A 24914-nucleotide genomic window follows, 5' to 3' on the forward strand; every position below is an offset into this window, starting at 1 on the left:
GTTTCATGGAGCCTTTATCGTTTACGGGGATAAAGACTAATCCGGATGCTGGATCGACCATATCGGCAATGGCGACGGTACGTCCCACACAAACGGCAGGATCTGTCTCTAACGCCGGCAGCGGCACATCGGCTGATGTCAACGGAGCGCAGGCAAGCGGTGATGGTGGACCGAAGTCCAGCGTTCAGCAGGCCATCTCGGCCCTACAGCATAAGCTAGCCCAGGAAAATCCCAGTGTGACTTTGGAAGCGGGTCTGGACCCGACAGGGAACCATCCCAATCAAGTACTTTTAAAATTGAGCGATTCCGTAACCAAACAGGTATTTTACGAATATTACGTACCGGCACAGCAGGTGGTGAAAATGGCGCAGTCCGGAGAGAGCATCCTTCCGGGGACGCTGATGAGTGAGAAAGCCTAAGGAGGTGTGGTCGTGTCTGTGTCCCTGTCGGGGCTGGTCAGTGGTATCGACGTCCAGAGTCTCATCAGCAATCTGAGTGCGGCCTATCAGCAGCCCATTACCCTCCTGCAGAAACAGGAGCAATCGTACCAGACGAGCCTTAGCGCCTGGGGGACCCTGCAGAGCAGCCTGTCCAGTCTGCAATCGGCGCTTGGGGCATTGCAGAATCTGGGTAGCAGCAATAATCGCAGCGTCAGCCTTTCCAACGCTGGAGTAGCCACGGCCTCCGTCACCAACGGGGCCCAGTTGGGCTCCTACAGCCTTAGCAATATCGTTCTTGCTCAGTCCCAGAGTATCTACTCTTCGAGTTTCGCCAGTGCCAGTAACACCGCCGTGGGTACGGGTACGCTGCAGATTCAGGTCGGCAGTGGTGCGGTCAGCAATATCGTCATCAACGGCGGTAACGATACCCTGAACGGGATCGCCAGCGCCATCAATCAGGCCAATCTCGGCGTGAACGCGGCAGTCATCAACGACGGCAGCGGCTATCGCCTCACCCTGACTGGGACCGGGACCGGAGTGAACAACGCTTTCACGGTCGCGGTGAGCGGCGCCTCGGGCTCTCTCGCAGAGCTCAGCTACAGCCCTGGGGCATCGGGGGGGATGACCCTGAGCCAGGCTGCGCAGAATGCCAGTCTCAGCATCAACGGGCTGGCGGTGACCAGTTCCAGCAATACGGTCTCTGGGGCCATTCCCGGTGTGACCCTGAACCTGCAGACGAGCGGTAGCACTACCCTGCAGGTCTCTGCCAGCAATTCGGCCTTTGTCTCGGCGGTGCAGAGTTTTACCTCGGCCTTCAACAAGACCATGGGGACCATCAACCAACTGACCGCATATAATGCCCAGACGGGCTCCGGCGGGCCGCTGTTGGGCAGCGCTGCGGTGCAGGGATTGCGAACGCAGTTGTTGAACCTGATCTCTGGACCTGGCCTCGGCGTGAGTGCCGGCAGCGCGTACAACTCCCTGGGCGCCGTTGGCCTGGGTCTGACCAGCAGCGGCACCATTACCCTCAATACGGGCACCTTGAGTACAGCGCTCAACAGCGACTACCAGACGGTGTTGGGGCTCTTCAGCCAGGCGGGCTCGACCAGTAGCAGCAATGTCCAGTTCGTCTCTGCGAGCGGCAGTGTGCAGGCTGGTACCTACGCCGTAGCGGTCAGTCAACTGGCAACCCAGGCCACCGTCATGGCCAGCAGCCCGGTACCCAGCGGCGGTATTGCGCAGTCCGAGAGCCTGACCATCGGCTCTGGATCCAGTTCCGTGGTGGTCTCGCTGGCCTCCGGCAGCTCTTTGAGTCAGATCGTCAATACCATCAACGCCACCCTGCAGCAGTCGGGTATGACGGGGCTGACGGCGTTGTCCAACAACGGTTATCTGGAGCTGCAATCCAGCGGGTACGGCAGTAGCCAGAGCTTTACCGTGGTCTCCAACGTGGCGGCGGGGGCCTCGGGCACGGGCATTGGCACCAACACCCTGTCGGCTTCGGGCACGGACGTGGTGGGTACGGTCAATGGTCAGGCGGCTTCGGGGAACGGCCAGCAATTGACGGTAACGGGCCCCGGCCCTGCCCTTGGACTGCAACTTCAGATCAGCGGCACCCAAACTGGCAACCTCGGTACCGTCGTTGTGAGCCAGGGACTCTACCAACAGATGCACAGCCTGCTCAGCCAAGCCCTCGATAGCCAGACTGGCTTTGTTGCCGCAGCGCAGAACGGCCTCAATGGGACGATCAACGGGCTCAACGCGCAGATCACCACGCTGCAGCAATCGGCCAGCAACCAGACGGCACTGCTGACCCAACAGTTTGCCGCCATGCAGTCGCAGCTGTCGCAGCTGCAGTCCATTGGCCAGTACATCAACGCATTTTACAACACGGGTTCTAGTTCCAGCAGCAGTTCAGGGGGCTGAGGAGAGATCGCATGAGCGTCGCCGCATCGGCAGTACAGGCATATCGGCAGGTGGGACAGCAGGGTTTGAGCGTGGACAGACGCGTGCTGCTGGGATTGGAGGGTATCCTGGAATACATCCGTCGGGCACGTCTGGCCATGGAGCAAGATGACCTTCTGGCAAAGGCCGAGGCCATGGATAAGGCCTACCAATTGACGGCGCATCTCCTTGCCAGCGTGGATCTGGAGCACGGAGGAGAGATCGCCGTCAATCTCGAGCAGCTGTATCGCTTTCTGCTGGAGCGGCTGGCCCTGGCAAATATCTTTGACGAGGTGAACCATCTCGATGCCTGTACGCCGGTGGTGCAGGACCTGCGCGATGCCTGGCGTGGTTTGCTCGAAAGGGGATGACGTTCTATCCTCCCATCGGGAGGAGACATGGGTATTGCGGCGGTAGAACTCTGTGGGCGTTTCCCTCTGGCGTGGTACAGCGCTCCCGAAGACGATCCGGCCTGCGCCGCGATCATGGACGCTAATCTGGTCTTGCTCAAAGCGCTGCTGCTGGATGGGGATGGCCCGACCAAGGAAGACGATGAGCACGGAGTGCTACCGGCGCTGCACACCAAGATCGATCTGCTGCTGCTCATGATGAGCAAAGGTTTGCGGGGCCTCGAGCCGCTCCCCGAGTCGGTGTACTGCTGCATGGACGCCCAGCAGTTGCGTTGGCGCGGGCAGCCTGCCGGAACGCCACCTTCCCCGGAAGGGCCCGGTGCCCTCGCCCTCTACCTTCGGCCGAACATGGCCATCCCTCTGATTCTGCCCGGTTCTCTCATGAAGGACCTGCCCGGGTCGGAGGGCGATTGGTCCGGGCGGTTTGCCCATCGCTTGAGCGAGACCGTGCAGGAATGCCTGGATCGTCTAATATTCCGGTATCATCGGCGCTCCGTTGCGCGCAGTCGGGAAAAACCCTAAAGATCGGATGGACGGCCCTGGAAACCTCAGTGATTCGGTCGTGACGCAGGACGGCGGACACGATCGACGCAGCATCTCCCGTGAGCGTTGTGGTCTGATCGGGACGAGCACTGCCATGCGCGAGGTCACGCGCGTCCTCGGCAAGGTGGCACAGAGCGACAGTACGGTACTTCTTCTGGGTGAGTCGGGCACTGGGAAGGAGGTAGTCGCGCAGTGTCTGCACCAGCATTCGAGTCGCCGCAACGGTCCCTTTGTCGCCGTCAATTGCGGCGCCATCCCCGCTGAACTCATGGAGAGCGAGCTCTTCGGACACGAGAAGGGCGCCTTCACGGGGGCTCTGGTGGCGCGCAAGGGACGTTTCGAGCTTGCCGAGGGGGGCACGCTCTTTCTCGATGAAGTGGCGGAGATGAGCCCGCAGATGCAGGTAAAACTGCTGCGCGTGCTGCAGGAGCGGCGCTTTGAGCGCGTCGGTGGGTCGCGCAGCCTCCACGCCAACGTGCGCATCATCGCCGCAACCCACCGTAATTTGGAGGACCGGATACGAGAGAATCTTTTCCGGGAGGATTTGTACTACCGTCTGAATGTGTTCCCTGTGGATCTACCGCCGCTGCGCTGTCGCGAAAACGACGTGCGTCTCTTGATGGAATTTTTCCTCAAGCGCCAGGCGGCCGAGACGGGGAACCTGGAGGTCCGTTTGACGGAGGCGGCCTGGCGTGTGTTGCGCGATTACCATTGGCCAGGCAACGTGCGCGAATTGCAGAATCTGGCGGAGCGTCTGAGCATTCTCCATGCTGGTGAAGAGATCGATGTGGAGCAGTTGCCAGAGCGTCTACGCCGCCATGGTGCGGCGAGCCAGGCAGAGCAGGAGCAGCAGAGTCTGAGGGCGATATGGTCCGAGGGATTCTCCCCTCAGCCGGAACTCCCCTTCGATTTGAAGAAGCATATGGAAGCAGTGGAAAAGGAATTTTTGCTGCGCGCCCTGGATGAGTGCGACCAGGTGGTGGCGCGGGCTGCGGAGCGGCTGGGTCTGCGACGCACGACCATGGTGGAAAAGCTCAAGAAATATGCCCTATTGCCGGGGCGTTTCTGACCGTGGGGAAGTCTCCGGCAACGCAGTCGAAGCCCGACTCGGCGCAGCTTCTGGAAGCTTTTTCGCTCTTCAACGAGACCTCGCGCGAACTTACCGAGGCCTATGGTACCTTGCAAGCGGAAGTGGCCCGGCTTGGAGCCGAGTTGGCCTCGGCCAACGCGCGTCTGCGTGCAGAACTGCGTGCCAGGGAGGCCCTGAATCAACGGCTTTCCCTGCTCCTGGAATTGCTCCCAGGGGCTGTCCTCGTTGTCGACGATGCGGGGGCCATCCTGCAGATGAATCCTGAGGCGAGTCGCTTGCTCGGGTCGGACAAGGTGGGGTCGGTTTGGCATGGTCTGGAGGATCTGAGACTGGGAGAGAGTGGTGAGGAATGGCTGCTCCAGCAGCCGGGAAAGCCCATCCGGCGCTTGGCTGTCGCCATCAATGCCTTGCCCGATGAAGGGGGGCAGATCGTGCTTCTCCAGGACGTGACCGCAACCCGGGCGCGGCAGGCGGCGGCACAGCAGCGCGAGCGACTTGCCGCCATGGGGGAGACAATGGCCGGGCTTGCCCATCAACTGCGTACGCCCCTGGCAACGGCGCTGCTCGCCCTCGAGCAGATGTCTTGGGAGCGGGGTCCCGAGCATATACACAAGCAACGACAGCGCGCCCTGCAGCGCTTGCGCGCACTGGAAACCACCATCGACAAGATGTTGCTTTTTCTGCGCAGCGGCGAGGTCGAGGGAGGGCGGATCGGGGTCGCGGATATCCTCGACGGTCTGCGCGAGAACTTCGCAGAGCTGTACCGTCAAAAAAATGTCGACCTGAGGCTACCGACCCTGAGTGCCGACCTTTTCTTGACGGGAAGTCGCGAAGCCTGGATCAGCATACTGGGCAATCTGTTGGAAAATGCCTTGCAATTCAGTCCGGAGGGAGGCACGGTCCGGGTGGACGTGGCGGGTGTGGCAGGAATCCTGCATTGGACCGTTTGCGATGAGGGACCTGGGGTGCCCACGGCCGAGCGGGGGCGAATCTTTGCTCCTTTCTACACTCGCCGTCGTGGCGGTACCGGTCTTGGCCTCAGTATCGTGCGCAATTTCGTGGAGAGCATGGGGGGGAGTATTCAGGTGATGGATACCGCGCAAGGCGCTTGCTTTCGGATTCAGGTGCCCGTCTGGACGCAGCCGGAGCCCATTCTGCGTTCCTCGACTGCACAGGAGCCGCGCTGATGGGTGCGGCGGGGGCGCGGGTATTGCTGGTGGAGGACGACGTCGACTTCGCCGAGGTCTTGGCCGAGGGCCTGGAAGAGGCCGGCATGGAGGTGCAGCAGGCCGCAGACGGCAAAGAGGCGCTGAACCGTCTGCGCGATGGCCAGTTCGACCTGATCCTGAGCGATGCCCAGATGCAGCCCATGGATGGCTACGGGCTTCTGGCAGCCCTGCGTGCGCAGCCAGGTCATCCTCCCGTCGTCATGATGACGGCTTGGGGCACCATCGACGAGGCGGTGCGCGCACTGCAGAATGGCGCCGTCGATTATCTCGTGAAACCCTTTGCCATGCAGGAACTCCTGACCAAATTGCAGCGACACGAGCGCCTGCAGCCGGGTGCGGAGTTGGAGCCCCTGGCCCACTCGCCGGTCATGCTGGAAACGCTGATCAAGGCGCGGCGGGTCGCGCAGACGGAGGCGAGCGTCCTGCTCACCGGTGAAAGCGGCGTGGGGAAAGAGGTGCTTGCGCGCTTCATCCATCGCGAAAGTAACCGGGCACGTGAGCCCTTTGTTGCGGTGAACTGTGCCGCCATTCCCGAAAGCCTTCTCGAAGCCACCCTCTTCGGTCATGAAAAAGGCGCCTTCACCGGGGCAAGCCAGAGCAGTCCGGGAAAGTTTGAGCAAGCCCAGGGCGGTACCCTGTTGCTGGACGAAGTTACGGAGATGGCCCTGCCACTCCAGGCCAAGCTCCTGCGGGTCTTGCAGGAACGGGAGTTGGAGCGTGTCGGCGGTCGGCGCACCATTCGTCTGGATGTGCGGGTCATCGCAACCAGCAACCGCGATCTGCGCCAAGCAGTGAGCGAGGGTAAGTTTCGCGAAGATCTGTACTACCGCCTGCAGGTGATCCCCCTGTGCGTGCCGCCCCTGCGCCAGCGTCGAGAGGATATCCTGCCCTTGGCACAGCGACTGCTTGCCAAACACTGCGAACGCATGGCCATCGCGCCCAAGAGCCTGGATCCCGAGGCGCAGGCGGTTCTGCTCAGCTATCCCTGGCCTGGTAACGTGCGGGAGTTGGACAATGCCCTGCAGCGTGCAGCCATTTTTTCGGCGGATACGGTAATTCGCAGCGACGATCTGGGTCTTGAAATTCGGGGCACGCTGGATGACGCCCGCTCTGAGGGTTCCTCACGTCCCATTCTCGAGGATGTGCGCAGCCGTCAGGAGCAAGAGACCATCGTCAGCGTTCTGCGCGAGTGTCGCGGCTCGCGCAATGAGGCGGCAAGACGTTTGGGAATCAGCCCGAGAACCCTGCGGCACAAGCTGCAGCGGTATCGCGAGATGGGGCGGGATCTCGGCGATATTTAGCACGAATTTTGCTAGCATTTTGCAGTCTATCTTTCTGGGGTATGGGTCATGAGCAGCGTCGAATCTTTGGATGCACTCCTCAGCCAGTTGCGCAACCTGGCAGGTCAGGCACAGGGCCTGAAGGTACCGGCAGCCTCGTCCGCGGGGGCGACGGGTTTTGCCGAGACCCTGAAAGGCATGGTGGAGGGCGTCAATCAGGAGCAGGCGCAGGCGAATCAACTGCAGAATAGCTTCGCCAGCGGTGATCCGGCCGTGAGTCTCAGTCAGGTGATGGTGGCTTCGCAAAAGGCCGATCTTTCCTTCCAGACGATGCTGCAGGTGCGAAACAAGCTGGTCTCAGCCTATCAAGACATCATGAACATCCAGGCCTGAGGCCGAGTCGACGAGGAGCGGATCACTGAGTGACGGCCATGGAAGCTACTCGCCCCGATACTCCGCCCCTATCTTTCCCCGCGCAATGGCAACGCCGTTGGCAGGAGCTGCCTGGCAATCGTCGCTTTGCCATTCTGGCCGTTCTGGCCGCGATCTTTGCCGGCATCGTCGTCACCCTGTTGTGGAGTCGGCCACAGGGCTACGGTGTACTCTACACCAACTTGTCCAACCGCGATGGCGGTGAGGTGATTGCCCAGCTGCAGAAGCTGAACGTTCCTTTTCGCATCACCGACGGGGGCGCCGTCATTTCCGTACCGGCCAACGAGGTTTACGCCACCCGGATGAAACTCGCTGCGGTCGGCCTGCCGCGCGGAGAAGGGGTGGGCTTCGAGATCCTGGACCATGAGCCCATGGGTACCAGCGACTTCGTGGAGCACGTCAATTATCAGCGGGCTCTGGAGGGCTCGCTGGAGCGGACCATCGCCTCGTTATCGGCGGTGGAGCGGGCCAAGGTCCACCTGGCCATTCCCAAGCCTTCGGTCTTCCTCAGTCAGGAGGAGAAGCCAACGGCATCGGTGCTCGTGAGCCTCTATCCAGGGAGAGAGCTGAGCGCTGCCCAGGTGGCGGGTATCGTCCATCTGGTGGCTGCCAGTGTCCCTGGGCTTACCGATAAAAATGTGACGGTGGTGGACCAGCAGGGCAATCTGCTGAGCGCACAGGGCGGCAACGATCTCGGTCTGCAACCGGGCCAACTGGCCTATCAGCGGGCAGTGGATCGCGCTTACGAACACCGTATCGAGCAAATTCTGGCACCCATCGTCGGTGCCGGTGGGGTACGGGTGGCGGTGTCTGCGGACATCGATTTTTCCCACAGTGAGAGCAGTTCCGTTACCTACGGCAATCACCAGATTCTGAGCCAGCAGCAAAACGTCCGGAGCAGCACGGGCGGGGGCGGCCCTTACGGTGTTCCGGGCGCACTCTCCAATCAACCGCCGGGAGTGGCCATTGCACCGTTGACGGCGCCCACCGTTTCAACACTGTCGCCTGGCGATCTCATCGCCCTGGCACCGACCCTGAAGGCTCTGGCGCCCACGGAGAGCAGCAGCGACAGCACCACCAACTTCGATGTCGATCAGACCATTGTCCACACGGTGAATCCGGTGGGTTCCGTCAAGCGCCTGTCGGTGGCGGTTCTGGTGAACGATCGTCTCGAAGGCACTGGTCTGGGGGGTGCGAAGCAGGCAAAACCCTTGACGGCAGCGCAACTCCAGCAGATACAGCAGCTGGTGGAAGACGCCATTGGCTACGACGCCAAGCGCGGCGATACCGTGAAGGTCGTGAACATGCCCTTCAGCGGCACGGAGGCGGTGAGCAGCCATTTGCCCTGGTGGCAGCAGGAGTGGTTTCTGGCCCTGTTGCACGGCACGTTGCGTTACCTTGTACTGCTGTTGCTGGCGATATTGCTCTATTTTGGTTTGATACGTCCCTTATTGCGTATACGCGGTCGGCGTGAGCCCACATTGGCCGCCGATTCCGTCGCCCGGGACGGCGGTCAGGGCGAGGCAGGGGAGGTAGCCGCAGACCGGGGACAACCGGGCCCGACGACGGCTCGGGAACCTGTCTCCATGCCCGCCAATCCCCTGGAGACGGACCTATACGTGGCCCGGCAACTGGTCATGCAGGATCCGGGTCGGGCGGCCCAGGTCGTCAAGGAATGGCTGAGCAGTGAGCGCTGAAGCAGAGGAACTCAGCGGCATCGACCGCAGCGCCATCCTGCTCCTGAGCCTGGGCGAGGACGAGGCGGCCGAAGTCATGCGCCACCTGGGTCCCCGCGAAGTACAAAAGCTGGGCGCCGCCATGGCTCGCCTGTCGCACGTCAGCACCGAGCAGGCGCAGACCGTACTCGCCGACTTTCGATCGCGCCTCGAGCGGCAAACCTCCCTCGGGGTGGGCAGCGATCAATACATCCGCACCATGCTCACCAAAGCCCTGGGGGCAGACAAGGCTGGTACGGTCATCGACCGCATTCTGCACGGCGGTGAGGCTAGTGGTCTGGAGAATCTGAAGTGGATGGACGCTCGCTCCATCGCCGACCTCATCAAGCTCGAGCATCCCCAGGTGCTTGCCATGATCCTCGCCTACATGGAGCCTGAGCAGGCGGGTGAGGTCATCCATCATCTGCCCGAGCGGGTAGTGAGCGAGGCTATGATGCGTCTGGCGAGCCTCGAAACGGTGCAGCCCGCTGCCATCCGGGAACTCAACGAAATCCTGGAAGAGCAATTGTCGGGAGAGTCGCAGAGTCTGCAGGTCGCGAGCCTGGGCGGCGCCAAGAGTGCGGCGGACATCCTCAATCGTCTCGAAACCAGTCTGGCTACCAGTATTCTCGACAAGATGCGGGAAAGCGATGCGGAGTTGGCGGAGAAGGTACAGGAAAAGATGTTTGTCTTCGACGATCTCATCAAACTGGACGATCGCAGCATGCAGATCCTCCTGCGAGAGGTGCCCGCTGATGGCCTGGTGACGGCACTCAAGGGTGCGGCGCCAGCCTTGAAGGAAAAGTTTTTTGCCAACATGTCCAAGCGCGCGGCGGAGATGTTGCGGGACGACCTAGAGGCCAAGGGACCAGTGCGCATCAGCGAGGTGGAGGCGGCACAGAAGGCCATCCTCCAGGTCGCCCAGCGCCTGGATGCAGCCGGTCAGATCAGTCTTGGGGGTGGTAGCGGGGAGGCTATGCTGTGACGGTGAAATCGTTCGGATCGCCGCCGCAGATCATCCCCGCCGAGGGATCCGCATCCGCAAAACGCTGGGAAATGCCCGAATTCAGCGAATCGGCAGTCGCGACGGAGGCCCCTGGCCTGGGTGAGGCGGAACCGCCGGTGGAGGCGTCGGAATTGCGCTTGCCCACCACGGCCGAGATCGAGGCCGTGTACGCCAAAGCGGCGGAGGAGGGGCGAGCGGCAGGCTATGCCGAGGGTCAGCAGTTGGGCAGGCGTGAGGCACTGCAGGCAGCGGCCACGGATATCGAGCGCTTGCGGCAGATTTTGCGAGGCCTCGCGGCACCCGTAGATCGACTCGATGCCGCCGTGGAACAGGCGCTTTTGAGCCTGGCACTGGAGATCGCCCGGCAGGTGATCCGGCACGAGCTGACCACCCAACCCGAATTGATCCTGCCGCTGTTGCGGGAAGCCCTGAAAGCGCTCCCGATTCGCAGTCGTCGGCCGCTGCTGCGCCTGCACCCAGAGGATGTGGCATTGCTGCGAGAGGCCCTGCCGGAGCTGGCCGATGAGGGCGTCGAGACCGTTGCCGACCCGGACCTGGAGCGTGGCGGACTGATCCTTGCGGTGCCTCTGGAGGGAGAACCCGTCGTGCCCGACCGCCGCTGGGGACAGCGCAGTGAGGCAGCCGTAGCCACGGAATTGGATCTGAGCCTTGCGACGCGCTGGCGCCAGGTGCTGGAACAGCTTTTTGGAGATCTGGCACGATGACCCACACGCTCCCGGAACGGCAGGCGTCGTGGGCAGAGTTTCTTGGACAGTGGCACGATCGTTTGCCAAGGACCTTGCCCCCTCCCTTGCCCAGCGGGCGGCTCGTGCGCATGGTGGGTCTCGTGCTGGAGGCGGAGGGGATGGAGGCCAGCGTCGGTAGCCGTTGCCGGGTCATTGCCGCCAATCAGCGGGGCATCGATGCCGAGGTGGTGGGTTTCCACGGCGAGCGCCTACAATTGATGGCGGCAGGGGATACCCATGGCGTGGCCTTAGGGGCGCGGGTTCAACTTTTGCCCGGGGAGGCCCAGGGTAGCGCCAGTCCGGCGCTCCTGGGACGGGTCATCGATGGTCTCGGGCAGCCATTGGACGGTGGCGATGCCGTTCCCAATCGGACTCCCATACCCCTCATGGGAACTCCCCTCAATCCCATGAACCGTATGCCCATACGCCATCCCTTGGACGTTGGGGTACGCAGTATCAACGCTCTGTTCACCGTGGGGCGTGGCGCGCGCATGGGTCTTTTCGCCGGTAGTGGCGTAGGCAAAAGTGTATTGTTGGGCATGATGGCGCGGAATACGGAGGCCGACGTCATCGTCGTCGGCCTGATCGGTGAACGCGGCCGGGAAGTCAAAGAGTTCATCGAGGATATCCTGGGCGAAGCGGGCCTGCGGCGTGCCGTGGTGGTTGCCGCCCCCGCCGATGCCCCGGCCCTTACCCGTATCCGTGGTGCCCATCTGGCCACGGCGTTGGCGGAATATTTTCGCGATCGCGGGCAGCATGTGCTGCTGCTCATGGACTCCCTGACCCGTTATGCCATGGCGCAGCGCGAGATTGCTTTGGCCGTCGGCGAACCGCCTGCCGTGCGCGGCTACCCACCCTCGGTGTTTGCGCGCTTGCCCGCCCTAGTCGAACGCGCTGGCAATGGCGGTCGCGATGGGGGAAGCATCACCGCCTTCTATACGGTGTTGATGGAGGGGGACGATCAGCAGGATCCCATCGCCGACAGCGCGCGCGCGATTCTGGACGGCCATCTGGTTCTGTCCCGCAGTCTTGCGGAGCAGGGCCATTATCCGGCCATCGACCTAGAAGCCTCCATCAGCCGGGTCATGCCGAATATCGTCCCCGCTGCCCAGCTGCAAGCGCTGCACCGGCTCAAGCGCCTTTATGGTCGCTATCGCGAACAGCGGGATCTCATCGCCGTTGGCGCATATTCGGCGGGACTCGATCCCGTGCTGGATCAGGCAGTGCAGGCCTATCCTGCCATTGAGGCATTTCTGCAACAGGATCAGCGGGAGTCCGTCGATCTTGCGCAAGCGCAGGCAGCGCTGGCGGCACTCATGGCACCCTATCTCGGAGGCACCGATGGCACCACGTCCTGACGGGATCCGGTATGGTTCGGTGGACGGATCCCATGAGCCGTGAAGAAACGCTGCTGTCCCTGAGTCGTGCCAGCCAGAATCACGAACAGATGCTGCGCCAGGAGCTCGCTCGCCAACAGCAGTTTCTGGCGGACCTCGGGGCAAAAATGCAGCTTTTGCAGAATTTTCTTGCCCAGTATCGTGCCGAGTGTGCGCGCTTGGAGGGGCAGGGCGTGGAAGTGACGCGTGCTCTGGATATGCGGCGGTTCATCGCTCAACTGGAGCAGGCGATGCAATTTCACGAGTCCTCGCTGCAGGGACACCGGCGGCGGACGGCAGCTCTGCTGGAAGAGTGGAAACGGGCCCGTGGCAAGGAAAAAGCCTTGGCAAAGATCCTCCAGCATCTGCGCGACCTGCAGCAGCATCAGGAGCGTAAGCAAATGCAGAAGGAGATCGAACAATGGGTTGCCCGCAGTGCCGGGCGCGTACACGGATGAGCGCGCGGCGCAGCGGGGTACGGTAATTGCTTAGGAGAGCCTGTCCAAGGTGGTTTTTTCCTGGAGCCAGCTAAACCCATGGAACTGTCTAATATACCGGTTTTGCCGCTGAGTACTTCAGGTTCCTCGACCTCGTCCGTGTTGCCAAAGGCGGGTACCGCGTCCCCGGCTGCTCCGACCTTTGACAGCGTGATGCAGGCGCAGCGCGCTTCTGTGAGCCCAAACTCCGAGGCACCCGCGCGCCCGGAACCTGGAGGCGGAGGGACGGTGCGGGAGGAACCCACGGCCCAGGGTGCGGATCCGCAGGAGAAAAAACCAGAGAACCGCGGGGAGCGCGGCCCGTCCTCCGTCGCTGCAGCGCCACCCAGCGTGGCCGCCGCGGCGTACGCCGCCGGCGCTGAAGGCAAGGACTCGGTGAGGGGGGTAGGGGCAGAGGGAGTGTCCGTTGACCAGAAAGCCGAAAAGACGCCGACAGCCAAGTCGTCGCCGAGTGGAGAGGGTGACGGCAAGGATTTGCCGCCGGCGTCTGCCGCTTTTCCGTTCCCGGCACTGCTCACCCTCGCAGCTTCGCTCTCGGGCGTGAATTACCCGGGCGAGGACCCATCCACGACGACCAGTGCTGGGGATGGTCCCAAGTTTACCGGAGTTTCCACAGGGCAGGTCCTGGGCGGTAACGACGAGCACGCCCAGGAGACCCAGCAGGTTTTGCATACGGCCGTGGGGCAGACCGGATCTCTGAGCAATATGCGGCGGGAGGTGGCCAAAGGCTTGGCCAAGGAGGCGGTGACTCCCGGGAAAGATCCGCAGCAACAACCATTCGAGGCGGGGAGTACTACACGGGTAGCTTCTTTATCCGCAACGAAGGCACTGGCTTCTGCCTCAGGCCCCGCGATCAGGGCCTCGCTGGCCGCGTCATCGCCGATACCGAGCGCTGCTTCCGGGCAGGCGGCGGCTACCACGACCGGCGGTATCGCTGCGACCATGGCTTTGCCGGTGCCCATGGCTCCGGTGTCCGCGGCACCCTCTGCCCCACCGGCCATTCCGATCCCGGTATCGGCACAGGCACCCTGGGGCGCGGCCCTGGGGCAGCAAGTTCAATGGATGCTGGGACAGAATGTGCAGCAGGTGACCTTACAGTTGAATCCTGCGCATCTTGGCCCGCTGGAGGTGCACCTGGATCTGCGCAGCGGTGGCCAGGCCAATGCGCTCTTCATTTCCGCCCACCCGGAAGTGCGTGCGGCCATCGAGGCCGCCGTGCCGCAGCTGCAGCAGAGTTTCGCGGCCATGGGTTTGCAGCTTGGCCAAGCCAGTGTGGATTCCGGCGCCGCATCGAGTCGCCGGTTCAACGATGGTGGAAGATCGTCCCGTGCGGCGGCGATTCGCCTCGATCCCACCGGGGAGCCGGGGACAACGGCCCCAGTGGTGGCGCTCCAGGGGCTGGTAAACACCTTTGTCTGAGCAATGTCGATAATGCCTGGGGTATCGCATCATGGCTGAAGAGATCCTCTCGCAAGACGAGGTGGATGCGCTTTTTCAGGGCATGGCCGGCGGCGAGGTGGAAGTGGAGGCGGAGCCTGCGGCGCCTGTGGGTTCCGTGCAGCCCTACGATCTTGCCAATCAGGACCGGATCGTACGTGGACGTATGCCCACCCTGGAAGTGGTCAATGAGCGCCTTGCACGTCTTTGGCGGGTCAGCCTGTTCAATTTTCTGCGACGCAGTGCGGAGATCTCTGTGGGCCCAGTGCGCCTTGTCAAATACAGTGAATTCATTCGTAGCCTGATGGTGCCCAGCAACATCAATATCGTCCAGGTGAAACCCCTGCGCGGTTCGGCGCTGTTCGTCTTCGATGCGAGGCTCATCTTTGCGGTGGTGGACAACTATTTTGGTGGCGACGGCCGCTTTCATGCACGGATCGAGGGGCGCGAGTTTACGCCTCTGGAACAACGTATCATCAAACGGTTGCTGGATCTCGTCTTCAAGGATTTCAAAAGTGCGTGGTCACCGGTGATCGATCTGCAGCCGGAGCTTTCCCGCTCGGAGGTCAACCCGCAGTTCGTCAGCATCGCCACGCCGACGGAGGTGGTCATCGTGAGCACCTTCAATATCGAGCTCGAGTCCGGTACCGGCAGTTTCCAGATCTGTCTGCCCTACGGCATGGTAGAGCCGGTTCGGGATCAGCTCACGGCCGGAACGACGGCAGACCGTTCCGAGATCGACAAGCGCTGGGTACAGTCGCTCCACGATGAATTGCGGGAGGCCACCCTCGAGCTACGCGTCGAGTTTGCCCGCCTGCCCATCAGTGTCCGCCAATTGCTGGCACTGCGTGTGGGCGACGTCATTCCGCTGGAGAGGCCCGAAACCCTCGTCGCCCGCGTCGATGGGATCCCGGTGTTCCGCGGTCCCTACGGCGTACACGGGGGCAAATACGCCATTCAGTTCCACGAAGCACTGCCGCCCGAGACCGAATCCGGACAAGCCGCGTTGGCGGCCTGGGAGAAATGAGCAATGGCTGACGACGACAACCAGGATGCAGGAACCATGGACGACTGGGCAGCCGCCATGGCTGAGCAGGCGGCGGTCACCGCTGCCGGCAAAACGGACAAGGACACGCCGCCCTCGGCGGAGCCAGTGGCTGCCGCACCGATGCCCGACCTGGAGGAGACCAGCCCGGCGGGGGGCGCGCCGGCGGGGGGCGCGCATGCCAATCTCGACATGATTCTGGACATCCCCGTGAACCTGTCGGTGGAGTTGGGGCGTACCAAGATCCAGATCCGCAACCTTTTGCAGCTGGCCCAAGGATCGGTGGTCGAACTGGAGCGTTTGGCGGGAGAGCCCATGGATGTGCTGGTAAACGGCTATCTCATCGCTCAAGGCGAGGTGGTTCTGGTCAACGATAAATTCGGGATTCGCTTGACGGACATCATCAGTCCGGCAGAACGGGCCAGGAAACTGCGCTGATGGGACGTTCTACCAGCGCCGGCATCGCGCGCCTCCGGTCGTTCCCGTCATCGAGCGTCAAGCTTTCGCTGCGCGATCCGTCAAAAAATCGACTGCGCGGGTTGGTGTCGTCGCCATTGCTGCTGGTGTCGGTTGCCGCCCAGGGAGCGACGATGCCAGAGGTCTTCTCCTGGCGGTCCGGTTTGCAGCTCGTCCTGGCCCTTTTGTTGGTTCTGGCTGTCTTTCTGGTTCTGGTCTGGTTGCTGAAACGCTTCCAGCCGGGACTGACCGGCGGTTCAGGATCGGTCATAAAGGTGGTTGCATCCCTGCCTCTGGGAGCGCGGGAACGCCTCTTGCTAGTGGACCTCCAAGGTCAGCAGTTGCTCTTGGGCGTAAGCCCGGCAGGGATCTCCCTGCTGCAGGTGCTCGAGCAGCCCTTGACCCTTCCGCAACGCAACCTGCCGACGGATTTTTCCGGCTGGTTGCGCCAGTCGATGGAGAGGCGCAAGACAGGCACATGGCGACAAACACCGGCTTCCGAATCCGCAGCAGCAAAGCAGCGCAGCGAATCCTCACCTCCGCCATCGGCGGAATAGCCACCTTTTCCCTTGCTGGACCGACCTGGGCGGCCGGTTTGCCCGCATTGACGGCAAGTCCCGCGCCGGGTGGCGGTACCGAGTACAGTCTCAGCATTCAGACGCTGCTCTTCATGACGGTGCTGGTCTTCCTGCCGGCACTGCTGCTGATGATGACGGCGTTTACGCGCATCATCATCGTCCTGTCGCTGCTCAAACAGGCCTTGGGATCGACCCAGATGCCCCCGAGCCAGGTCATGGTGGGACTGGCCCTTTTCCTGACATTCTTTGTGATGGCTCCGGTGTTCCAGCAGATCAATACGGAGGCCTTGCAACCCCTCAACGATAATAAAATCGACCTGGTACAGGCGATGGCCAAGGCAGAGGGACCCTTGCGCAACTTTATGCTCTCGCAGACCCGTCCCGATGATCTCGCCCTCTTCGTGAAACTCTCCGGCCACAAGGCTCTGGAAAAACCCAGCGATACCCCTCTGAGTCTGTTGGTGCCAGCGTTTATTACTTCCGAGCTGAAAACCGGATTTCAGATAGGTTTCCTGATATTCATTCCCTTCGTCATCATCGATCTCGTGGTAGCAGCGGTGCTCATGTCCCTGGGCATGATGATGCTGTCTCCGGTGACCGTATCCTTCCCGTTGAAACTCATGCTGTTTGTATTGGTGGACGGCTGGGATCTGGTCATCGGTTCCCTGGTTCAGAGCTTTGTCCACTGAGGTAGACAGATGAGCCCTGAGAGTATCGCCAGTATTTCCCAACACGCCCTGTGGACGGCCCTGCTGTTGTCGGCACCACTCCTGGGCGTCGCGCTCGTGGTGGGTGTTCTGGTCAGTGTGTTTCAGGCGGCCACCCAAATCAACGAGATGACTTTGAGTTTCGTGCCCAAGGTGCTGGCCATGGCCCTGGTCCTGATCATTGGCGGACCGTGGATGCTGGGCCTGATCATGCACTTTACCATCCAGCTCTTTCACAATATTCCACACCTCATCAATTCATGATCAGCCTGACCAGCGGACAATTGGAACACTGGATTGGGGCCTTCTTCTGGCCCTTTGTCCGGATTCTGGCGCTGTTGTCCACGGCACCGGTATTCAGCGCCAGTGCCGTACCCATTCAGGTACGGGTGGGCCTAGCTGCAATCATCAGCGTCGCCATTGCTCCGGCTTTGCCGACTCTACCCGCCGTGCACTTTTTGTCTGGGGCAGGGCTCGTGCTGCTGGTGGAACAGATCGTCATTGGCACCGCCCTGGGCTTTGCGGTCACGCTGATTTTCAGTGCCGTGCAATTTGCGGGGTCCGTCATCAGCCTGCAGATGGGTCTTGGATTTAGCAGCTTTTTTGATCCGACCACGGGTGTACAGGTGCCGACCCTGTCCAATTTCCTCAACCTTGCCGTGCTGCTTTTTTTTATGGCACTCAATGGACAGCTCCTGGTTTTGGTCGTGCTGATGCGTAGTTTTACGGTATTGCCGGTAGACCCGAACCTGGTGGTACACGCAACCGCCTGGCACGTTTTAGCGGCGGCTGGAGCCGCGGTGTTTTCTCTGGGAATGGCCATCGCGGCACCAGTCCTGGGGGCGCTGTTTCTGGTGAACATCGCTTTGGGTGTGCTCAGCAAGCTCGCACCGCAGCTCAATCTTTTTGTCGTCGGTTTTCCCTTGCTGATCGGCGTCGGGCTCATCGGCCTTTACCTTCTGGCGCCAGCTCTGGAACTCGTCGTGCGTCAACTCCTCGATCTCGCCCTGAATCTCAGTGGCCGCTTTATGATCTCGGCAGGGGGCTGAGGAATGGCCGAAGAGCAGTCCCAGGAACGCACCGAAGCGGCGACGCCCAAAAAAAGGGAAGACGCGCGAAAAAAGGGGCAGGTTCCCCGCTCCCGAGAGTTGTCCACGAGTGCCTTGCTCTTGCTCAGTGCAAGCCTGCTCTATGGTCTCGGCAGTGAGATCCAGACGATGGCAACGGATTTCCTGCGCGCTGGATTACGGCTGACACCCGCGGTCATGTCGAACCACCAAGACCTTTTGCGTCACCTTGTGCAGATGGCTGGGCTTGCGCTGAGCGATGTGCTGCCTCTATGGCTCGCGCTGATGCTGGTCGTAGTATTGGCCAGTATCGCCCTGGGGGGCTGGAATTTCAGCACAAAGACCCTGATTCCAAACTTCAGTCACCTGGACCCCATAGAGGGAATACAACGCCTCTTTTCTCGACGCGGGTTTCTGGAGCTTGTCAAGGCGGCACTCAAAACCTTGGTGGTGGGTGGCATCGGTGTGACGGTGATCTGGGCACAGCGCGGGGAATTGCTTGGGCTCATCCAGATCAGCCCCAAAAGTGCCATGGTTTCGCTTCTCTCCATGAGCGGTCTGGTTTTTTTGATCATGGCCGTCGGCACCCTGCTTATCGTCCTGTTCGACGTACCTTTTCAGCTCTGGAGCTTCAACGAAAAGCTCAAGATGTCGCGCCAGGACATCAAGGACGAGATGAAGGAGATGGATGGCAATCCCCAGATAAAGACGAAGGTGCGCTCCATGCAGAGGGAAATGGCGCGTCGGCGCATGATGGCGGCCATACCCAGTGCGAGCGTCGTGGTAACCAATCCAACGCACTATGCCGTGGCTCTGCGTTATGTCGAAAGTGAAAACCGTGCGCCCGTCGTTCTCGCCAAAGGTGCTGGTAATGTGGCCCTGCGTATTCGCGAGCTGGCTCAGGAGCACGGTGTGCCGCTGGTAGAGGCGCCACCCCTGGCGCGCGCCTTGTATCACCACGTGGAACTGGAGCAGGAGATCCCGGCACTGCTGTACCGGGCCGTTGCCGAAGTCCTGGCCTATCTCCATCAGCTGCGTCTGGCCCCGCCTGGGCAGGCACTGGAATTGCCTGAGCAGTGGTCGGTACCGCCGGAACTGGATCGAGGGGGTTGATCGTGGATGCCTTCATACGGCTCTTGCAGAAACTGAATTGGCATACGCTGGCAGCACCCGTTCTGGTAATCCTGATTCTGGCGATGCTCATCATCCCGTTGCCCACGTTTTTGCTGGATCTCCTCTTTACCTTCAACATCACGCTGGGACTGATCATTCTCCTCGTCAGCCTGTATATGACCAGGCCACTGGAATTTGCCGCTTTTCCCACGGCACTGCTGTTGACTACCTTGCTGCGCCTATCCCTCAATGTCGCTGCTGCCCGGGTGATTCTGTTGCACGGGCAAAATGGGCCCGGTGCCGCAGGAGTCGTGATCGAGTCGTTCGGTGAGTTTGTGGTGGGTGGCGACTATGCCGTGGGTATCATCGTCTTCGCCATTCTCGTCATCATCAATTTTGTGGTTATTACCAAGGGCGCTGGACGAATTGCCGAAGTAAGCGCCCGCTTCACCCTGGATGCCATGCCCGGCAAACAGATGGCCATCGATGCCGATCTCAATGCGGGAATCATCGATCAGGAAGAAGCACACCGGCGCCGCGTGGAAATCGCCCAGGAGGCCGATTTCTTCGGTTCCATGGATGGTGCCAGTAAATTCGTGCGCGGAGATGCCATTGCCGCCATTCTCATCCTTTTCATAAATCTTATCGGCGGTCTGGTCATCGGCATCTGGCAGCACGGTCTGAGCCTTGGAACGGCGGCACACGACTATACCCTGCTCAGCATCGGCGATGCCTTGGTGGCGCAGATACCGGCGCTGGTCATATCCATTGCCGCCGGCATCGTGGTGAGTTCCGTCAACACCGGGCAGGATCTGGGCCGCCAACTCATCGGTCAGATCTTTCAGCATCGCGATGTACTGGTCATCGTCGCTGCCATTTTGGGTTTGCTTGGCCTCATTCCGGGGATGCCGCATCTCCCGTTTCTGACGGCGGCGGGCGTTTTGGCTGGTGTGGTCTGGTACCAGCGGCGCCGGGCTCAGCAGCAAGCCACGGAAACTCCCGTGGTGGAGACCACTGCCGAGCCCGAGGAAATCGGCTGGAACAGCGTGGAGCCACTGGACCCTCTGGGATTGGAGGTTGGCTATCGTCTCATTCCCCTAGTCGACAAAAATCAGGGGGGTGAACTACTTGCCCGAATCCGGGGGGTCCGCAAGAAATTTGCCCAGGATATCGGTTTCCTGGTTCCGGCAGTGCATGTGCGGGACAATCTCGAGCTCCGCCCTACCGCCTACCGAATCACCATCCGCGGGGTAGACATGGGGGGTGGGGAGGTCTTTCCCGATCTCTTGCTGGCCATCGACCCCGGGAATGTCCTCGGCAAGCTGGAAGGAACGGCAACCCGTGACCCGAGTTTCGGGCTGCCGGCCGTCTGGATCGAGCCGCTCCAGCGCGACAAAGCCTTGGCACTGAACTACACCGTGGTCGATCCTGCCACCGTCATTGCGACCCAGTTGCACCAGATTCTGCAGCAACATGGCGCCGAACTCCTGGGACGGGAGGAGGTGGAGGGCTTGATTTCACACCTCGCAAGTCGCTCGCCCAAGCTGGTGGAGGATGTCATTCCCAAGCTCATCAGTCCAGATCGCCTCAAACGCGTCCTGCAAAACCTGTTGCGTGAGGGCGTATCCATCCGCGATATGCGAACCATCGTCGAAGTTTTGGCGGAGGAGGCGCCCCAGAGTCAGGATGTCGACGAACTGACGGCGACGGTGCGCCGCGCCCTCGGGCCATTCATCGTGCAGGGGTTGTTCCCCGGGCAGAGTGAATTGCCGGTGGCGGTGATCGATGGGCAGCTGGAACACTTGTTGCAAGAAAGTCTGCGTAACGGCAAGGGAGAGAGTCTCGAACCCGGACTCGCCCAGCGTATCCTGGAAAAGGCGAAGGAGCTCATGCAGCAGATGGAGGCAGGTGGATTACCACCGGTACTTTTGGCTATGGCACCCATGCGGGCTTTCCTGGCCCACTTCCTGGCGCGTAGTGCCCCGCGACTGCGGGTTCTGTCCTATGCGGAAATACCAGAAAATAAGAAAATTCGAGTGGTGGCCACCCTTGGCGCCGGATGACTCGCGACCAATAGAGGAAACTGAGATATGAAAATCCGGAGATTCCACGGCGCGACCACGCGCGAGGTACTGGCCCAGATCCGTAGCGCCCTGGGCGCCGAAGCGGTGATTTTGTCCAATCGGGATGTGGCCGGTGGGGTAGAAATCGTTGCCGCCGTGGATTTTGATGACCGCGAGCTACAAGCGGCTGCAGCCACGGCTCCGGAGTCTCGTCAGACACCAGTGCCCGAGAACAAGGCCCAGCAGCGCCAGGATGCGCCAGTGCCGGCAGGGGAGCGGATGTCCACGCAGATGCCCCAGGCCTCGACTCTGGGAGAAGATCTGCACAATCTCCGACAACTCGTGGAAAAACGCTGGGGTCAGCGGCGAAAAGCAACCCCCACGTCCCTCCTGAGTGAGAGTAAAAACCTGGGTCAGTGGGGTTTTTCACCAGACTGGCTGGAAAAGCACGGTCTGCAGAACGCTCTGGACGCGGCCAACACATCTGTGCTCCAGCAGCGCCTGGACCAACTCATTCCCTGCCGACCCATGGGCGATGGCGAGGGCGGTCTGCTCGCCTTGCTCGGACCAACGGGTGCCGGCAAGACCACCACCATCGCCAAGTTGGCCGCCCGCAAGGTATTGCGGCACGGTCCCCATGCGGTAGCGCTTTTCACCACCGATACCTATCGTATTGCTGGGGTGGAGCAACTGGGGATTTATGCACGTATCCTGGGCGTACCCTTGGAAGTGGTACACGATGCCCAGGATCTCCTGCGCGGCTTGCAGAAGTATGAGGATCGCCCGTGGATCTTCATCGATACCATGGGCTTGAGCCCAAGAGACCCACGCCTGCGCCAGCAACTGGAATGGCTCGAAGCGGTTGGTCCGGATCTGCACCGCTACTTGCTGCTGCCGGCAGGACTCGACAGGCGTGGCCTGGGCAGCATGCTCGCCCCGTACGAGCAGCTGTCTTTGAGCGCGGCCATTCTGTCCAAGGTCGATGAAGCCCCGGCCTGCGGCGCGGCCCTGGAATGGCTCGAGCAGCATCACTTGCCGTTGGCGTATTTCAGCGATGGGCAAAAGGTTCCGGAGGATCTGCACGAGGCACGCTGGAGTTATCTCCTCGCGAGCATGGGCGTGGATCCCGACGGCGCCCTGGACTTCACGCCAGCGAGCGCGAGCCGATATCATGATGTCTGAGGGGCGCGAGGGAACTGCCATGGATGGGGTCCAAAGAGCGGATCAAGCGGAGGGCTTGCGAAAAATGCGGAAGGACAACACGGTGCGTGCAATCGCCATTGCCAGCGGCAAGGGCGGTGTGGGAAAGACCAACGTCGCCGTCAATCTAGCCGTCGCGCTGGCGGATCTTGGCTCCCGGCCGCTGCTGCTGGATGCGGATCTCGGGCTGGGGAACGTGGACATACTTCTGGGCTTGAGCCCCCGATTCAATCTGTCGCACGTGCTCTCCGGTGAAAAAACCATGGCGGATATCCTCATCAAGGGGCCCCACGACATCCATATTCTGCCGGCTGCCAGCGGCGTTGCGGGCATGGCCGACCTGGATCTGGGGCAACGCGCGGGGCTCATTGAAGCAGTCAGTAGTTTGGATGCCGATGTGGATCATTTGCTCATCGATCTTGCCGCCGGCATCGCCACCGATGTGCTCACCTTCAGCAGGGCGGCGCAGGAGGTCCTGGTGGTCGTCTCCAACGAGCCGGCCTCCATTACCGACGCGTACGCCCTGATCAAGGTGCTGAGTCGTGACCACGGTCTGCGGCGCTTTCACGTTTTGCCCAACATGGTGGCCGATGCCCGTGAAGGCCAAATCCTCTTTCAGCGCCTGTCGGCGGTGGCGGAACGTTACCTTGAAGTACAACTGGACCTCGCCGGCATCATTCCCTTGGATCCGGCCATGCGCAGCGCCGTGCGGGCACAGCAATGCATCTTCGATCGCTACCCAGGGAGTGCTGCGGCACAGGCGTTCCGGACACTGGCGCACACGGTCCGTGCTTGGCCTCGACGTACCGAGGGCCGGGGGGAGATGCGCTTTTTTCTGGAACGTCTTTTTGCCGATATGGCGCCGGCGCTGCGTGCATGATAGCGCAGCGTGCCTGGGATCAGGATCCGCAGCGCAGCGCCCTGGTCGCGCGCTACGTGCCGCTGGTTCAACGTATAGCGCAGCGATTGCGAGCACGATTGCCAGCCAATGTGGACTTGGGAGATCTTATCCAGGCAGGACTCATCGGTCTTCTGGATGTTCTCGAGCAATACCCTGAGCCCGATGACTCCGACGCCTTTTTGCGCTATGCCACACTGCGTATACGCGGCAGCATGATTGATGAACTGCGCGAGCAGGACTGGTTGCCGCGGCGGGCCCGTGCCAAGGAGCAGCAGGTCAGCCGAGCCATGGCGCAACTGGAGCAGCAGTTGGGGAGACCGCCCAGCGATCAGGAGGTGGCAAAGCACCTGGGCTGGGATCTGGACGATTACCAGAAAGCCATCGCCGACAGTGGTGGTCAGCTGGTTTACCTGGAAGATCTCGCCGCCGACAACGATTCCTTCGTCGGACAGTACCTGCGCGATCGTCACGCAGATATCAGCGAGGTCTTGGGTTCGCTGGAGTTCGATCGGCATCTGCAGGAGGCTATCACGCGACTGCCCGAGCGCGAGCGCCTGGTCCTGTCGCTCTACTATCGCGAGGAGCTGACCTTGCGGGAAATCGGCGAGGTGCTGGAGGTCACGGAGTCGCGCGTCAGTCAGATCGTGCGTCAAGCCGTCCTGCGATTGCGCGCTAGCCTGCAGTTAGGGTCGCTGGGGTAATGGATATCCTGACCCTGTTGGGCTTGCTGGTTGCCTTGGGCGGCATCCTGCTTGGCCAGTTTCTCGAGGGTGGGAAGATTGCTTCCGTCTTGCAGCTTACTGCCTTCGTCATCGTCATCGGTGGCACCACCGGCGCGGTCATGGTGCAATACACGCTGCCGGTTTTTTTACGTTCCGTCAAAATGTTGCCGTGGATCATCAAGCCGCCGCGCAGTGACCCGCAACCCATCATCGCCGAGATCATCGAGTGGAGCACTCTGGCGCGCAAGAACGGGCTTTTGGCCCTGGAAGGGCTAATCGACGGCATCACCGATCCCTTTCTGCAAAAAGGCCTGCAGATGCTCGTGGATGGCACAGAGCCCCACAAGATTCGGGATACCCTGGAGGTGGATCTGGAGGCCCGCGACAGTATGGAAAGGCAAGCTGCCAAAGTCTTCGAATCCGCTGGAGGTTACGCGCCCACCATCGGTATCCTGGGTGCTGTGCTCGGCCTGATTCATGTCATGGAAAACCTGGCCGATCCGGCAAAGCTTGGGGCGGGCATTGCCACGGCGTTCGTTGCCACCATCTACGGTGTCGGGTCCGCCAATCTCTTCTTTCTGCCCGTCTCCAATAAAATCAAGGGAATCGTGCACCAGCAATCGCACCTGCGCGAGATGATCATCGAGGGCCTGGTCGCCATCGCTGAGGGCGAAAATCCCAAGATCATCGAAGGGCGACTTCAGAGTTTTTTCGTACGCTGAGATGTCCCATGGCCGATGATCCACTGACGCCTGCGCCCGGAGTGACGGGACCGGTACAACCGTCCATGCCGCCGGGGCGGCGACGAGAGGAATCTCAGTCTCCCCGACCGTCGCCAAAGCCGAAACGGAAAGATCCGCCGGGCAAGGCGCCGGGACATGGGATCGATGAATACGCCTGTTCAGACTCGATGCCCG

At 61.4% G+C, this 24914-nt stretch carries 26 protein-coding genes; all 26 read left to right on the plus strand.

Features of this window, described 5'->3' with window-relative positions; all coding sequences use genetic code 11:
• Positions 1 to 5 precede the first annotated feature (5 nt).
• The 26 genes from ACAty_RS16395 to ACAty_RS06285 all read left to right on the plus strand — a co-directional run bounded on the left by ACAty_RS16395 (position 6) and on the right by ACAty_RS06285 (position 24719).
• Positions 6 to 419 carry a hypothetical protein gene (locus ACAty_RS16395; RefSeq protein ID WP_226047754.1) on the plus strand — a complete coding sequence of 138 codons (414 nt, stop codon included), beginning with the start codon at positions 6 to 8 and terminating at the stop codon, positions 417 to 419.
• Between the two features lie 12 nt (positions 420 to 431).
• A complete protein-coding gene (gene fliD, locus ACAty_RS06165) occupies positions 432 to 2366 on the plus strand; it encodes a flagellar filament capping protein FliD (RefSeq protein ID WP_004871974.1) in 1935 nt (644 codons plus the stop codon).
• Between the two features lie 11 nt (positions 2367 to 2377).
• Positions 2378 to 2755 (plus strand): flagellar export chaperone FliS, encoded by a 378-nt coding sequence (gene fliS / locus ACAty_RS06170; RefSeq protein WP_004871975.1) that lies wholly within the window; start codon positions 2378 to 2380, stop codon positions 2753 to 2755.
• A 27-nt stretch (positions 2756 to 2782) separates the two neighbouring features.
• Positions 2783 to 3316, plus strand: coding sequence for a PilZ domain-containing protein (locus tag ACAty_RS06175; protein ID WP_004871976.1), 534 nt, complete (start codon positions 2783 to 2785; stop codon positions 3314 to 3316).
• 40 nt (positions 3317 to 3356) lie between these two features.
• Positions 3357 to 4406, plus strand: coding sequence for a sigma-54 interaction domain-containing protein (locus tag ACAty_RS06180; RefSeq protein WP_226047755.1), 1050 nt, complete (start codon positions 3357 to 3359; stop codon positions 4404 to 4406).
• Between the two features lie 2 nt (positions 4407 to 4408).
• Entirely contained in the window at positions 4409 to 5614 is a 1206-nt protein-coding gene (locus ACAty_RS06185) for a sensor histidine kinase (RefSeq protein ID WP_004871978.1), read from the plus strand.
• A complete protein-coding gene (locus tag ACAty_RS06190) occupies positions 5614 to 6957 on the plus strand; it encodes a sigma-54-dependent transcriptional regulator (protein WP_004871979.1) in 1344 nt (447 codons plus the stop codon). The genes ACAty_RS06185 and ACAty_RS06190 overlap by 1 nt, the downstream gene beginning before the upstream one ends.
• A gap of 48 nt (positions 6958 to 7005) precedes the next feature.
• Positions 7006 to 7329 (plus strand): flagellar hook-basal body complex protein FliE, encoded by a 324-nt coding sequence (gene fliE, locus ACAty_RS06195; RefSeq protein WP_004871980.1) that lies wholly within the window; start codon positions 7006 to 7008, stop codon positions 7327 to 7329.
• A gap of 38 nt (positions 7330 to 7367) precedes the next feature.
• Positions 7368 to 9065 carry a flagellar basal-body MS-ring/collar protein FliF gene (gene fliF, locus ACAty_RS06200; RefSeq protein ID WP_226047775.1) on the plus strand — a complete coding sequence of 566 codons (1698 nt, stop codon included), beginning with the start codon at positions 7368 to 7370 and terminating at the stop codon, positions 9063 to 9065.
• Entirely contained in the window at positions 9055 to 10068 is a 1014-nt protein-coding gene (gene fliG / locus ACAty_RS06205; RefSeq protein ID WP_004871982.1) for a flagellar motor switch protein FliG, read from the plus strand. The genes fliF and fliG overlap by 11 nt, the downstream gene beginning before the upstream one ends.
• Positions 10065 to 10814, plus strand: a complete 750-nt coding sequence (locus ACAty_RS06210; RefSeq protein ID WP_004871983.1) for a flagellar assembly protein FliH — start codon at positions 10065 to 10067, stop codon at positions 10812 to 10814. Before fliG ends, ACAty_RS06210 begins: the two co-directional genes overlap by 4 nt.
• A complete protein-coding gene (gene fliI / locus ACAty_RS06215) occupies positions 10811 to 12193 on the plus strand; it encodes a flagellar protein export ATPase FliI (RefSeq protein WP_004871984.1) in 1383 nt (460 codons plus the stop codon). Before ACAty_RS06210 ends, fliI begins: the two co-directional genes overlap by 4 nt.
• Before the next feature lie 32 nt (positions 12194 to 12225).
• Positions 12226 to 12669 carry a flagellar export protein FliJ gene (locus tag ACAty_RS06220; protein ID WP_226047756.1) on the plus strand — a complete coding sequence of 148 codons (444 nt, stop codon included), beginning with the start codon at positions 12226 to 12228 and terminating at the stop codon, positions 12667 to 12669.
• 267 nt (positions 12670 to 12936) lie between these two features.
• Entirely contained in the window at positions 12937 to 14127 is a 1191-nt protein-coding gene (locus tag ACAty_RS06225; RefSeq protein WP_038471782.1) for a flagellar hook-length control protein FliK, read from the plus strand.
• A gap of 31 nt (positions 14128 to 14158) precedes the next feature.
• Complete coding sequence (fliM, locus tag ACAty_RS06230) at positions 14159 to 15172, plus strand: flagellar motor switch protein FliM (protein ID WP_004871987.1); 1014 nt, start codon at positions 14159 to 14161, stop codon at positions 15170 to 15172.
• 3 nt (positions 15173 to 15175) lie between these two features.
• Positions 15176 to 15628, plus strand: coding sequence for a flagellar motor switch protein FliN (gene fliN / locus ACAty_RS06235; RefSeq protein ID WP_004871988.1), 453 nt, complete (start codon positions 15176 to 15178; stop codon positions 15626 to 15628).
• A complete protein-coding gene (gene fliO / locus ACAty_RS06240) occupies positions 15628 to 16203 on the plus strand; it encodes a flagellar biosynthetic protein FliO (protein WP_049784661.1) in 576 nt (191 codons plus the stop codon). Before fliN ends, fliO begins: the two co-directional genes overlap by 1 nt.
• Positions 16125 to 16913 (plus strand): flagellar type III secretion system pore protein FliP, encoded by a 789-nt coding sequence (gene fliP / locus ACAty_RS06245; RefSeq protein ID WP_187288597.1) that lies wholly within the window; start codon positions 16125 to 16127, stop codon positions 16911 to 16913. The genes fliO and fliP overlap by 79 nt, the downstream gene beginning before the upstream one ends.
• Before the next feature lie 9 nt (positions 16914 to 16922).
• Positions 16923 to 17195: a flagellar biosynthesis protein FliQ gene (gene fliQ, locus ACAty_RS06250; protein WP_004871991.1), complete on the plus strand. Its 273-nt coding sequence runs from the start codon at positions 16923 to 16925 to the stop codon at positions 17193 to 17195.
• A complete protein-coding gene (fliR, locus tag ACAty_RS06255) occupies positions 17192 to 17980 on the plus strand; it encodes a flagellar biosynthetic protein FliR (RefSeq protein ID WP_004871992.1) in 789 nt (262 codons plus the stop codon). Before fliQ ends, fliR begins: the two co-directional genes overlap by 4 nt.
• Before the next feature lie 3 nt (positions 17981 to 17983).
• A complete protein-coding gene (flhB, locus tag ACAty_RS06260; protein ID WP_004871993.1) occupies positions 17984 to 19111 on the plus strand; it encodes a flagellar biosynthesis protein FlhB in 1128 nt (375 codons plus the stop codon).
• 2 nt (positions 19112 to 19113) lie between these two features.
• The gene (gene flhA / locus ACAty_RS06265) at positions 19114 to 21174 is read left to right on the plus strand and encodes a flagellar biosynthesis protein FlhA (protein ID WP_226047758.1); all 2061 of its coding nucleotides are present in this window, start codon (positions 19114 to 19116) and stop codon (positions 21172 to 21174) included.
• 27 nt (positions 21175 to 21201) lie between these two features.
• Positions 21202 to 22356: a flagellar biosynthesis protein FlhF gene (gene flhF, locus ACAty_RS06270; protein WP_004871995.1), complete on the plus strand. Its 1155-nt coding sequence runs from the start codon at positions 21202 to 21204 to the stop codon at positions 22354 to 22356.
• A gap of 82 nt (positions 22357 to 22438) precedes the next feature.
• Positions 22439 to 23254 carry a MinD/ParA family protein gene (locus ACAty_RS06275; RefSeq protein ID WP_226047759.1) on the plus strand — a complete coding sequence of 272 codons (816 nt, stop codon included), beginning with the start codon at positions 22439 to 22441 and terminating at the stop codon, positions 23252 to 23254.
• Positions 23251 to 23976: an RNA polymerase sigma factor FliA gene (locus tag ACAty_RS06280; protein WP_004871997.1), complete on the plus strand. Its 726-nt coding sequence runs from the start codon at positions 23251 to 23253 to the stop codon at positions 23974 to 23976. The genes ACAty_RS06275 and ACAty_RS06280 overlap by 4 nt, the downstream gene beginning before the upstream one ends.
• The gene (locus ACAty_RS06285) at positions 23976 to 24719 is read left to right on the plus strand and encodes a flagellar motor protein (protein ID WP_004871998.1); all 744 of its coding nucleotides are present in this window, start codon (positions 23976 to 23978) and stop codon (positions 24717 to 24719) included. The genes ACAty_RS06280 and ACAty_RS06285 overlap by 1 nt, the downstream gene beginning before the upstream one ends.
• The last annotated feature ends 195 nt before the right edge of the window (positions 24720 to 24914 follow it).

The organism is Acidithiobacillus caldus ATCC 51756 (genome assembly GCF_000175575.2).
Classification (GTDB): Bacteria; Pseudomonadota; Gammaproteobacteria; order Acidithiobacillales; family Acidithiobacillaceae; genus Acidithiobacillus_A; species Acidithiobacillus_A caldus.

Excerpts from the sequence above, each read along its gene's own strand:
- ACAty_RS06280 (WP_004871997.1), top strand. The coding sequence starts at position 23,251 with ATGATAGCGCAGCGTGCCTGGGATCAGGATCCGCAGCGCAGCGCCCTG.
- ACAty_RS06285 (WP_004871998.1), top strand. The coding sequence starts at position 23,976 with ATGGATATCCTGACCCTGTTGGGCTTGCTGGTTGCCTTGGGCGGCATC.
- fliE (WP_004871980.1), top strand. The coding sequence starts at position 7,006 with ATGAGCAGCGTCGAATCTTTGGATGCACTCCTCAGCCAGTTGCGCAAC.
- fliI (WP_004871984.1), top strand. The coding sequence starts at position 10,811 with ATGACCCACACGCTCCCGGAACGGCAGGCGTCGTGGGCAGAGTTTCTT.
- fliO (WP_049784661.1), top strand. The coding sequence starts at position 15,628 with ATGGGACGTTCTACCAGCGCCGGCATCGCGCGCCTCCGGTCGTTCCCG.
- ACAty_RS06190 (WP_004871979.1), top strand. The coding sequence starts at position 5,614 with ATGGGTGCGGCGGGGGCGCGGGTATTGCTGGTGGAGGACGACGTCGAC.
- fliR (WP_004871992.1), top strand. The coding sequence starts at position 17,192 with ATGATCAGCCTGACCAGCGGACAATTGGAACACTGGATTGGGGCCTTC.
- fliS (WP_004871975.1), top strand. The coding sequence starts at position 2,378 with ATGAGCGTCGCCGCATCGGCAGTACAGGCATATCGGCAGGTGGGACAG.
- flhB (WP_004871993.1), top strand. The coding sequence starts at position 17,984 with ATGGCCGAAGAGCAGTCCCAGGAACGCACCGAAGCGGCGACGCCCAAA.
- ACAty_RS06175 (WP_004871976.1), top strand. The coding sequence starts at position 2,783 with ATGGGTATTGCGGCGGTAGAACTCTGTGGGCGTTTCCCTCTGGCGTGG.
- ACAty_RS06220 (WP_226047756.1), top strand. The coding sequence starts at position 12,226 with ATGAGCCGTGAAGAAACGCTGCTGTCCCTGAGTCGTGCCAGCCAGAAT.
- fliF (WP_226047775.1), top strand. The coding sequence starts at position 7,368 with ATGGAAGCTACTCGCCCCGATACTCCGCCCCTATCTTTCCCCGCGCAA.
- fliM (WP_004871987.1), top strand. The coding sequence starts at position 14,159 with ATGGCTGAAGAGATCCTCTCGCAAGACGAGGTGGATGCGCTTTTTCAG.
- ACAty_RS16395 (WP_226047754.1), top strand. The coding sequence starts at position 6 with ATGGAGCCTTTATCGTTTACGGGGATAAAGACTAATCCGGATGCTGGA.
- fliQ (WP_004871991.1), top strand. The coding sequence starts at position 16,923 with ATGAGCCCTGAGAGTATCGCCAGTATTTCCCAACACGCCCTGTGGACG.
- fliN (WP_004871988.1), top strand. The coding sequence starts at position 15,176 with ATGGCTGACGACGACAACCAGGATGCAGGAACCATGGACGACTGGGCA.
- flhF (WP_004871995.1), top strand. The coding sequence starts at position 21,202 with ATGAAAATCCGGAGATTCCACGGCGCGACCACGCGCGAGGTACTGGCC.
- fliP (WP_187288597.1), top strand. The coding sequence starts at position 16,125 with ATGGCGACAAACACCGGCTTCCGAATCCGCAGCAGCAAAGCAGCGCAG.